This window comes from Thioalkalivibrio sp. (genome assembly GCF_007692535.1).
In the GTDB taxonomy this organism is placed as follows: Bacteria; Pseudomonadota; Gammaproteobacteria; order Ectothiorhodospirales; family Ectothiorhodospiraceae; genus Thioalkalivibrio.
This window is the reverse complement of sequence record NZ_REBW01000080.1, coordinates 20,210-30,631: the sequence shown is the minus strand read 5'-3', so window position 1 is coordinate 30,631 and position 10,422 is coordinate 20,210. Positions and strand designations below refer to the sequence as shown.

Annotated in this window: 7 protein-coding genes; 4 read left to right on the top strand and 3 right to left on the bottom strand. The window is 67.3% G+C overall.

Annotated elements, in window-relative coordinates; genetic code table 11:
- The first annotated feature begins 329 nt into the window (after positions 1 to 329).
- Genes EA346_RS03225 through EA346_RS03215 form a run of 3 tightly spaced genes read left to right on the top strand, consistent with a single transcriptional unit; the run spans position 330 to position 3,873 of the window.
- Positions 330 to 1,127, top strand: coding sequence for a fumarate reductase cytochrome b subunit (locus EA346_RS03225; RefSeq protein WP_296755581.1), 798 nt, complete (start codon positions 330 to 332; stop codon positions 1,125 to 1,127).
- The gene (locus EA346_RS03220) at positions 1,124 to 3,103 is read left to right on the top strand and encodes a fumarate reductase flavoprotein subunit (RefSeq protein WP_296755578.1); all 1,980 of its coding nucleotides are present in this window, start codon (positions 1,124 to 1,126) and stop codon (positions 3,101 to 3,103) included. The genes EA346_RS03225 and EA346_RS03220 overlap by 4 nt, the downstream gene beginning before the upstream one ends.
- Entirely contained in the window at positions 3,103 to 3,873 is a 771-nt protein-coding gene (locus tag EA346_RS03215) for a fumarate reductase iron-sulfur subunit (RefSeq protein WP_296755576.1), read from the top strand. The genes EA346_RS03220 and EA346_RS03215 overlap by 1 nt, the downstream gene beginning before the upstream one ends.
- A 430-nt stretch (positions 3,874 to 4,303) precedes the next feature.
- On the opposite strand, the gene EA346_RS03210 is transcribed toward EA346_RS03215, so the two are convergent.
- From EA346_RS03210 to EA346_RS03200, 3 genes are all read right to left on the bottom strand, one after another.
- Complete coding sequence (locus EA346_RS03210; protein WP_296755574.1) at positions 4,304 to 6,478, bottom strand: bifunctional (p)ppGpp synthetase/guanosine-3',5'-bis(diphosphate) 3'-pyrophosphohydrolase; 2,175 nt, start codon at positions 6,476 to 6,478, stop codon at positions 4,304 to 4,306.
- A gap of 66 nt (positions 6,479 to 6,544) precedes the next feature.
- Entirely contained in the window at positions 6,545 to 9,046 is a 2,502-nt protein-coding gene (locus tag EA346_RS03205) for an FtsX-like permease family protein (RefSeq protein ID WP_296755572.1), read from the bottom strand.
- Positions 9,043 to 9,756, bottom strand: coding sequence for an ABC transporter ATP-binding protein (locus tag EA346_RS03200; RefSeq protein ID WP_296755569.1), 714 nt, complete (start codon positions 9,754 to 9,756; stop codon positions 9,043 to 9,045). Before EA346_RS03200 ends, EA346_RS03205 begins: the two co-directional genes overlap by 4 nt.
- On the opposite strand from EA346_RS03200, the gene EA346_RS03195 reads away from it, so the two are divergent.
- Complete coding sequence (locus EA346_RS03195) at positions 9,755 to 10,402, top strand: arylesterase (protein ID WP_296755566.1); 648 nt, start codon at positions 9,755 to 9,757, stop codon at positions 10,400 to 10,402. The two genes, EA346_RS03200 and EA346_RS03195, sit on opposite strands and share 2 nt — an antisense overlap.
- Positions 10,403 to 10,422: the final 20 nt, after the last annotated feature.

Below are 10,422 nucleotides of genomic sequence, written 5' to 3'. Positions count from 1 at the left end.
GGGCCGATTACGGGGATTGGATCCAGTTTCTGGAATTTCGTTGGTGACAGCGGGAGGCCTGGCCGGACCGGGACGATCGGCCCACTGAGCAGGTTCGAATCCCATCTGGCGATCGCGGTCGTATTTCGAACGGTGAAAAGGGAGTCGGGACGGTGCCGGGTATGACGCCGGGCTTTGGGGATGGTTGGGGCGGAGACCCGACGGGCCACTCGTGCCGCCGTGACCTACATCAATGCTTGTCGGGTCCGAACGCCCCTACCATGGCAGAGTCGGGTTGCCTTGCGCTGGCCCGTCGCGCTGCAGGCGAACTTCAAACCATGGGTGGGCTGATGGGCAATTCGAACGAACTGGCGGTGGGAGCGGCGTTGACCGGACGTCGGCAGGGGAGGCCCTGGCCGGCCCGGCTGGATTTCATGCAGAGCGCTTCGGGGCTGTTTCTGGCCCTGTTCCTGTGGGTGCACCTGTTCGCGGAAGCATCGATCCTTCTCGGCAAGGACGCGATGTACCGCGTCACCATGTTCTTCGAGGGCTACTACATCTTCGGCGAACCCTACCCGATCATCATCACCCTGTTTTCCGCGTTCATCTTCGCGATACTGATCCTCCACGCCGTGCTGGCCGTACGCAAGATCCCGGTCACCTACCGCCAGTACCGCGTGTACCAGGACCACCGCAAGGTCATGCGCCATGAGGACACCAGCCTATGGTGGGTCCAGGTCTACACCGGCTTCGCGCTGTTCTTCCTCGCCTCGGTGCACCTGTACGGCATGATGTCCCAGCCCGCCAACATTGGCCCCTACGCCTCCTCGGACCGGGTGGTCAGCGAATGGATGTGGCCGCTGTACCTGCTGCTGCTGGTCACCTCCGTGGTCCACGCGGCCGTGGGTTCGTACCGCGTCGGCGTCAAGTGGGGCTGGCTGCCGGCGCGTGATCCGGTGCTGGGCCGCCAGCGGCTGAAATGGCTGATGCGCGGCTTCATCGTCTTCTTCCTGCTGCTCGGGCTGGCCTCCCTTGCCACCTACGTCCGGATTGGACTCGAGCACCGGGACCACTACGGAGAGCGCTACGTGCCCACCTGGCTGCAGGAGTCTCCGCCACAGACGGCCATCCCGGAGGAAGCCCCATGAAGGTGGTGTACACAGACGTGCTCGTGATCGGTGGCGGGCTGGCGGGACTGCGCACGGCCGTGGGCGTGCGCCAGCGCGGACTGGACGTACTCGTGCTGAGCCTGGTCCCGGCCAAGCGCTCGCACTCGGTCGCGGCGCAGGGCGGCATGCAGGCCAGCCTCGGCAACAGCGCGATGGGCGCGGGCGACAACGAGGACATCCACTTCGAGGACACCGTACGCGGCAGCGACTGGGGCGCCGATCAGCGCGTGGTGCGCATGTTCGTGAACACCGCGCCCAAGGCGATCCGCGAGCTCGCGGCCTGGGGCGTGCCGTGGAGCCGGGTCGCCCGTGGCAGCCGCGAGTCGGTGGTGAACGCCGAGAAGATCACGATCTCCGAGGCCGACGACGCCCACGGCCTGATCACCGCGCGCGACTTCGGCGGCACCAAGAAATGGCGCACCTGCTACACCTCCGACGGCACCGGTCACACCATGCTCTACGCCCTCGGCGACCAGACCATCGCCCACGGCATCCCCGTGCTCGAACGGCAGGAGGCGCTGGCGCTGCTGCACGAGGGCAATCGCTGCCATGGCGCGGTCGTGCGCGACCTGATCACAGGCGAACTGACCGCCTATGTCGCGAAGGCGACGACGATCGCTACCGGCGGCTACGGACGCATCTACAAGGTCTCCACCAACGCGATCATCTGTGAGGGCACCGGCATCGCGTTGGCACTCGAGACCGGCGTCGCGACCCTCGGCAACATGGAGGCGGTGCAATTCCACCCCACGGCCATCATCACCGCCGGCATCCTCACCACCGAGGGCTGTCGCGGCGACGGCGGCGTACTGCGGGACGTCGACGGTCACCGGTTCATGCCCGACTACGAACCCGAGAAGAAGGAGCTCGCCTCGCGCGACGTGGTGTCGCGGCGAATGACCGAACACATGCGCAAGGGCAAGGGCGTGCCGTCGCGTTACGGCGACCACCTCTGGCTCGACATCACCGGGCTGGGCCGCGCGCATATCGAGAAGAACCTGCGCGAGGTCAAGGATATCTGCGAATACTTTCTGGGCATCAACCCGGTGGAGCAGTGGATTCCCGTGCGCCCCACGCAGCACTACTCGATGGGCGGCATCCGCACCGACCACACCGGCCAGAGCCCAACGTTGAAAGGCCTGTTCTCCTGCGGCGAGTCGGCGTGCTGGGACCTGCACGGCTTCAACCGCCTCGGCGGCAACTCGGTCGCCGAGACCGTGGTGTCGGGCATGATCGTCGCCGAGTTCATCGCCGACTACTGCGAGACCGAGGGCGGCGAGTTGAGCATCGGCACTGGGCTTGTCCGCGAGTTCCTCGACCGCGAGCGGCAGAGGCTGGATGCACTGCTCCTGGGCACCGGCGGCGAGAGCGTCACCGCGCTGCGCGAGAGCATGGAAACGGTGATGATGGACAAGGTCGGCATCTTCCGTACCGGCGAGGAACTCGAGGCCGCCGTGCAGGAGCTGCAGGACCTGCTGCACCGCAGCCGGAACATCACCCTGCGTACCAAGGCGCCCGGCGCCAACCCGGAACTGGTCGCTGCCTACCGGGTGCAGAAGATGCTGAAGATCGCACTGTGCGTCGCCCAGGGTGCGCTGCTGCGCACCGAAAGCCGGGGCGCACACTTTCGCGAAGACTATCCGCAGCGCAACGACCGTGACTGGCTGAAGCGCACGCTGGCCACCTGGGAGAACGACTCCGACGATCTCCCGAGCATCCACTACGAGGAGATTCCGGTGACGGACATGGAACTGCCGCCCGGCTTCCGCGGCTACGGGACCCGCAACCACGTCGACCATCCGGACACCGAGGCACGCGTGGCCGAGGTCGAGAAGACGCTGGCCGAGGTCCCCGAAGCGGACCGCTTCGCGCGCCAGCAGGCGCTGATGGACTACGAATCGCTGCTGCCGGAGAAATACCGCGGCCGCAACGAACGCCTGACGGAGAGGCTGTGATGAGCACCCGAATGCCAGCCAGCCCTGCCGATACGGCCGTCGTCCGCCGCCTGAAGATCCACGTCCTGCGCTACAACCCGCAGGACCCGGCAAGCAAGCCGCACCTGGAGCTCTTCGAGGTCGATGAGGCCCCGAGCATGACGCTGTTCGTGGCACTGAACGACATCCGGGATCGCCAGGACCCGTCGCTGCAGTTTGACTTCGTCTGCCGCGCGGGCATCTGCGGCAGCTGCGCGATGCTGATCAACGGCCGCCCGGGACTCGCCTGCCGTACCCTGACCAGTGTTCTTGGGGAACGGATCACGCTGGCGCCGCTGCCGTTTTTCGAGCTCATCGGCGATCTTTCGGTGAACACAGGTAAATGGATGCGCGGGATGAGCGAGCGCCTGGAGGCGTGGATCCACAGCAGCAGCGAGATGGACCTGCGCCGCCTCGAGGAACGCATGGAGCCCGAGCTGGCCGAGCAGATCTATGAACTCGAGCGCTGCATCGAGTGCGGCTGCTGCCTCGCGGCCTGTGGCACTGCGCGGATGCGCCAGGAGTTCGTGGGAGCAGTCGGTCTGAACAAGATCGCGAGGCTGCGCCTCGATCCGCGTGATCAGCGAACCGACGCCGACTACTACGAACTGATCGGTGACGACGATGGTGTGTTCGGGTGCATGTCACTTCTGGGTTGCCAGGACGTCTGCCCCAAAGACCTGGATCTGCAGACGCAGATTGCCTACATGCGCCGGAAGATGCTGCGGGCGGCGGTGTTCTCGGGACGTTGAACAGCCGGGACGGGAGGCTTCAGGAGGGGCGGCAAGGGCCGCTTGCCTTCAATCCCAGACCAACACAAGAATCGAGACCAGGATCGGCGCTCCGGCCACGATCGCAAGGGTCACGACACAGAGGGTGCATTCCTTGAGATTGCGCAGTTTGAAGGGTCGCATGACCAATGAGTCCAAGTTGGATCAAAAGAAGGAAAATGCCATATTCGGAAGCGCTTGACAGGTTCCCACTGCCGGATTCGGTGAGTTTGCAATCCGTTTCACGATCCTTTTCAAGCAATGTTGCCAAGGATCGCAAAGGGGCAGTGTCTCTGTCCCTGTTGGCGGCAGCCTGAGCCCAGACTTGAACCGTCTCGACGTCCGATGCAACGTCTCCGGCCGGGCCGTGTACGGTGGCGTCATACCCCTCGCCGCAAAGCGGCTTGCCGGGTCAAGCCTTTGAGCCAGCGACACTCGATCGGCGGTGGACGCTGTAGACGTTGGACAGGGACTGAATCCTGTCGAACAGGTTGCTCAGCTGGCTGAGGCTCTCCACCTCAGCCGTCAGTTCCATGTGGACCGACCGGTCGACGGGATGCGTGCGGGTCTGTACCGCGAGCAGGTTGACGTTCGCGTTCGCAAAGACGTTGCTGATGTCGCGCAGCAGGCCAGGGCGGTCCTGCGCTTCCAGGAGCAGGTCCACCGCCTGCGTCGGGGCCTCTTCGCCCCAACTGACCGCCACCAGGCGCGGTCGCTTTTCCTCGGGCAGGCGCAGGATGTTCACGCAATCGCGCCGATGTACCGAGACGCCCTTGCCGCGGGTGATGAAGCCGATGATGGCATCGCCCGGGACCGGGTTGCAGCAGTTGGCCAGCGTGGTCAGCAAACCGCCCACCCCTCGGATGCGAATGTCGCCTCCGCCGGCGGGAGCGCCGTCCCTGACCGGCCGCCGTCGCGCACGCAGTGCAGGTATGGGGGTGGCGGCGTCGACCTGCAGCTTCTGCGCGACCTGCGCGGTGGTCAAGTCGCCCGCACCGAGGGCGATCAGCATGTCCTCCGAGCGGCGATAGCCCAGCTTGGACGCCAGTTCGTCGTGGTCTACCTGGCTGACGCCGAGGCGCTGGCATTCCCGGTCGAGCAGGCTGCGCCCGTTGGACAGGTGCTCCTCCTGGTTCTGCTGCCGGAACCAGCTGCGCGCCTTGTTGCGTGCGCGTGTGGTATGCAGGTAGCCCAGGTTCGGGTTCAGCCAGTCGCGGCTCGGACCGCCCTGACGGGTGGTCAGGATCTCGACGCGTTGCCCGGAACGCAGGCGGTAGGTCAGAGGCACGATGCGGCCGTCCACCTTGGCGCCCCGGCAGCGGTGCCCCACCTCGGTATGCACGCCGTAGGCGAAATCCAGTGGCGTGGCGCCGGCCGGGAGATCGAGTACCTCGCCCTGGGGCGTGAGCACGAACACGCGCTGGTGCAGCACCTCGCTCTGGAATTCCTCGAGCAGGCTCTGATCGTCGCCCTCCGACTCCAGCAGCTGCCGCAGCGAGGCGATGGCCCGGTTCAGCGCCTGGTCCTCGCGGCCGCCCTCCTTGTAACGCCAGTGCGCCGCCACCCCGAGTTCCGCGAATTCGTGCATTGCCCGGGTGCGGATCTGCACCTCGACCACCTTGCCCTCAGGGCCGAGCACTGCAGTGTGCAGGGACTGGTAGCCGTTGTCCTTGGGATTGGCGATGTAGTCGTCGAACTCGCGCGACAGGTGCGACCAGCGGTTGTGCACGATGCCGAGCACGGTGTAGCAGGCGGAGAGCTCGTCGACGATCACGCGGGTCGCCCGCAGGTCGGTCAGTTCCTCCAGCACCAGCCGCTTCTTCTGCATCTTGCGCCAGATGCTGTAAATGTGTTTCGGGCGTCCGGAGACGCGGGCGTTCTTGATCCCCTCCGCCTTGATGGCCGCCTCCAGATCGCGAGTGAAGGCGTCGATGTAGTCCTCGCGCGCACGGCGGTTGGCGTCCAGTCCGTTGGCGATGCTGCGGTAGCTCTCGGGATCGAGGATGCGCAGCGAGAGGTCCTCCATTTCCCACTTCAGCGAGCCGATCCCGAGACGGTTGGCCAGCGGTGCGATGACATCCAGCGTTTCCTGGGCCAGCAGCTTCGCGTCCGGGTCCGCCTTTTTCGAAGCGAGCCGCAGGTTCTGCAGTCGGAACGCGAGCTTGATCAGCACCGCGCGCACGTCGTCGACCATCGCCAGCAGCATGCGGCGCAGGCGTTCGGACTGTTCCGGCCGCCGTGTGGGCATTTCGAAGCGGCGGCGCACGAGTTCGCTGACGTTCTCGGTGAGCCGGGTGATCACCTCCCCGAACTCCTGGCTCATCTGCTCGTGCGTCAGGCGATGGGCGAATACCGCGGGGATGAGCAGGGTGGCGATCAGGGTCTGGCGATCGACATTGAGCCGGCGCAGGATCTCCGCGACATCCAGCGGATGCGTCTGCAGGCCCGAGGCATCGACCGAGTCCAGTGCGTAGTCGATGGCGGCGGAGATCTGGGCATCGGGGACGTCCGAACCGGTGAAATGCCGGCACAGCGCCTCGCGCTCCAGGCCCTGCAGCTTCTGGTCGGTCAGCAATGAGTGACGCATGGTTTCAGTATATCCGGCTGGCCCCGGAAATGATCCGGGAGCTTGGGGGCAGGAGACCGTGCCGCGTTACTCGGGACCGCGCAGCACCTTCAGCGGGGCCTGGTCCAGAACCCGGCGCGTGCCCAGCCAGCCGGCCACGCCGATTCCCAGCGTGCCGCCCACGATGCCAAAGACGAAGGTCATCGGGTTCACCGTGTATTCGAAGCCGAAGACCTGCCAGGCGAGCACGCCCCCGACCGCGCTGGCGATCAGCGCGGCGAGCAGTCCCGACAGCAGCCCCAGGGTGCCGAACTCGGCGAGCAGGCCGTTGCGGATCTGCTGGCGGCGCGCACCGAGCGTACGCAGCAGCGCGGTCTCGCGGCGACGCACGTCGCGGGTGGCCTGGACCGCGGCATAGAGCACGGTCAGGCCCGCAAACAGCGTGAACAGGAACACGTACTCCACCGCGCGCGTCGCCTGGTCGATCACGCTGCGCACTTGCGCCAGCAGTGCCGCGACGTCGATGGCGGTGACCGCCGGGAACTCGCGCAGCCAGCGGTTCTTCTCCTGCTCGAGGTCATCGGGCAGGTACAGGGCGGTGATGTAGGTCTGCGGCTGATCCTCGAGCAGGGCGGGCGGACCGATGACGAAGAAGTTGACCTTGAAGCTGTCCCAGTCGACCTCCCGGACGTTGGTGATCCGGCCGTCGATCGGGGCACCCGCGATGTTGAAGGTGAGCGTGTCGCCGAGGCTGAGGCCGAAGCGTTCCATCAGCCCGGATTCGACCGACCACTCGCCATTCTCCGTGGCCTCCGGGTCGAACCAGCGGCCCGCGACGACGCGGTTATGCGCCGGCGGCGTGTCGGCATAGGACAGGTTGAATTCGCGCTCGAGCAGGCGTCGGGCGCGGTCGTCGTCGAAGTCGGCGGCCGTGACGCGCTCGTCGTTGATGGCCACGAGCCGACCCCGGATCATCGGCTCCATCTCGGGGCGATCGAGTCCGGCAGCGCTGACCCGGTCGGCCAGAGCCTGTTCCTGCCCAGGCTGGATGTTGATGAAGAAGAGGTTCGGTGCGTCCGCGGGGATGTTCTGCTCCCACGCAGAGAGCAGGTCCACCCGGACGATCGCGAGCAGCAGCAGCGCCAGGATGCCGATGCTGAACGCCACCATCTGGATCGCGCTCAGCCCGCCCCGGCGTGACAGATTCGCCAGGCCGAAGCGCAGCGCCATGCCGCCCCGGTCGCGCAGGGGCCGCAGCAGGACGATCAGCAGCAGGCCGAGCGCACCGAGCACCACGAGGGCGAGCGCCGTGCCGAGCAGTACCCAGGCCGCGAGGCCGGGATCGGCCGACTGCCAGTAGAGCAGGGCGCCGAAGGTCACCAACGCCAGCGTTGTTGAGAGCCAAACCGAGACCGGCGGCAGGCCGAGGTTGCGCTGCAGTACCCGCAGCGGCGGGACCTGGCCGATGCGCAACAGCGCCGGCAGTGCGAAGCCGGTAGCCGTGACCAGGCCGACGCCAAGCCCCGCGACCACCGGCCGCCAGCCGGGCGGCGGCAGATCCGTCGCCAGCCAGTCGCCCAGCAGGCTGCTGAGCACGAACTGGGCCGCGAAGCCCAGGGCGAGGCCCATCACACTGGCCACCGTGGCAATCGCCAGCACGCGCAGGAAGTAGACCCGCAGCACCCGACGGCGGCTGGCCCCGAGCGCGCGCATCACGGCGGCGCCGTCGGCCCGCTGGTTGGCATAATGATGGGCCGCGACGGCAATGGCCGCGCCCGCAAGCAGCACCGCCATCAGCGAGGCCAGGCCCAGGAAGCGCTGCGCGCGGTTGACCGCCTCGCGCAATTCCGGATTGGCATCCTCGAGATCGATCAGGCGCTGGCCGGGCTGCATCTCGTTTTCCAGCCATGCGCGCAGGCCCTCGACGGCCCCGGGTTCGCCGGCCGCGAGGAATTGGTAGCGGACCCGGCTGCCCGGACCGATCAGCCCGGTTTCCTCCAGGTCTTCGAAGTGCATCAGGAGGCGCGGGGCGATGTCGAACAGGTTGCTGCCGCGATCCGGTTCGACCAGGAGTTGCGCCGTCAGGGCGAGTTCCAGGTACCCGAGCTCGACCGTGTCACCCGGGCGCAGTTCCAGCGACTGGAGCAGGGCACCGTCGCCCCAGGCCTGGCCGGGTTCGGGACCCTGCAGGCGGATTTCGGGATCCGGGTCGCCGGCCAGCTGGACCTCGCCGCGCAGCGGCCAGTCGCGGTCCACCGCGCGCACGGAGACCAGCTGCGAGTCATCGTCGGGGGTGAACAGCACGCTGGGCAGGGTCGCGCTGCGGGTCGCATTCAGGCCGCGCTGGCGGGCCTCGTCGAGCCAGCGTTCCGGGATCGGCGCGTTGGAGACCACAGCGACGTCGCCGCCGAGCAGCGTGGCAGCCTGTTGGGTCATGCCGCGGTCGACGCGATCGGTGAAGAAGCCCACGGCCGCCACGGCGGCGACCGCGATGACCAGTGCCGACGCGAGCACCCGAAGTTCCGGGCTGCGCCACTCGCGCAGGGTGTCGCGCAGGAAGACGAGTACCCGCGACCGGCCGGCCGTCACGTGAGCACCCCGTCGCGGATGTGCACGACACGGTCGCAGCGCTCGGCCAGGGCGGGATCGTGGGTTACCAGGAGCAGTGCGGCGCCGTCGGCCGGACCGGTATCGTCGGCGCCGGCCAGGCCGAACAGCAGGTCGATGATGCGGGCGCCGGTCTCTGCGTCCAGGTTGCCGGTCGGCTCGTCCGCGAACAGCACCGCAGGGCGGTCGACGATAGCGCGAGCGACGGCCACGCGCTGCTGCTCACCGCCCGAGAGCTGGTGCGGGTAATGCCGCGCGCGCGCCTGCAGGCCGACCTGTTCGAGCGCGGCGCGGGCCCGGGCGGTGAGATCGCTGCCGGAGAGGCCGTCGTGCGCCGGGTTCAGTTCCAGCGGCAGCAGCACGTTCTCCAGTGCGGTCAGGGCCGGGAGGAGCTGGAAGGACTGAAAGACGAAACCGACGCGGCCGGCACGCAGCGCAGCCCTGCCATCCTCGTCCAGTTGACCGATATTCTCGCCCAGGAGTCGAACTTCCCCGGCACTCGGGGCGTCCAGACCTGCAAGGAGTCCCAGAAGCGTGGATTTCCCGGAACCGGAGGCGCCAAGAATCGCAACGCTTTCGCCGGGGTGGACCGACAGGCTGATGCCGCGCAGGATGTCCAGCGCGCCGCTGGGTCCGTCGATCCGTTTTTCCAGGCCGGTGGTCTCCAGCACGGGTTTAGAGGATGCATCCATGTTTCGTTTCCTGATGGCAGTGGTTCTGGCGTTGCTATGGAGTGTTTCGGGCGCCAGTAATTCCCCGGATCCGCATCGGATCCTGGTTTTCGGCGATTCGCTGAGTGCCGCGCACGGCATTGCGGGCGATGCCGGCTGGGTCTCGTTGCTGGAACAGCGCCTCGACGAGCGCGACGCCCCCTGGCGGGTGCGCAACGCCTCCGTGGGCGGCGAGACCACGGCCGGCGGGCGGACGCGGCTGCCGGCGCTGCTGGAGGAATTCCAGCCGGATCTGGTGATCCTCGAACTCGGCGGCAACGATGGCCTTCGGGGCCTTTCGCTGCGGGCGATGCGCGAGAATCTCGAGGCCATGGTCGACGCCAGCGAGTCGGCGGGGGCCAAGGTGCTGCTCGCCGGCATCCAGATCCCACCGAACTACGGGCCAGTGTACACAGAGCGGTTCGCGGCGGTCTTCGCCGATCTCGCGGTCGAGCGGGAGCTGGCCTTCGTGCCTTTCCTGCTCGAGGGCATCGCGCTGGAACCCGAGATGATGCTCGAGGACGGCATTCACCCCTCCGCAGACGCCCAGGCGCGGATCCTGCAGAACATCTGGGATGAACTCGAAGCCCTCGTCGAGCGCGTGGAGCAGCCTCACAACGGTGGATGACGGCCTTCGGCCTCCGCCGG

What these genes read in the sequence shown, in the direction of transcription:
- EA346_RS03195 (WP_296755566.1), top strand. Translation starts at nt 9,755, where the DNA reads ATGTTTCGTTTCCTGATGGCAGTGGTTCTGGCGTTGCTATGGAGTGTT.
- EA346_RS03220 (WP_296755578.1), top strand. Translation starts at nt 1,124, where the DNA reads ATGAAGGTGGTGTACACAGACGTGCTCGTGATCGGTGGCGGGCTGGCG.
- EA346_RS03225 (WP_296755581.1), top strand. Translation starts at nt 330, where the DNA reads ATGGGCAATTCGAACGAACTGGCGGTGGGAGCGGCGTTGACCGGACGT.
- EA346_RS03215 (WP_296755576.1), top strand. Translation starts at nt 3,103, where the DNA reads ATGAGCACCCGAATGCCAGCCAGCCCTGCCGATACGGCCGTCGTCCGC.
- EA346_RS03200 (WP_296755569.1), bottom strand. Translation starts at nt 9,756, where the DNA reads ATGGATGCATCCTCTAAACCCGTGCTGGAGACCACCGGCCTGGAAAAA.
- EA346_RS03210 (WP_296755574.1), bottom strand. Translation starts at nt 6,478, where the DNA reads ATGCGTCACTCATTGCTGACCGACCAGAAGCTGCAGGGCCTGGAGCGC.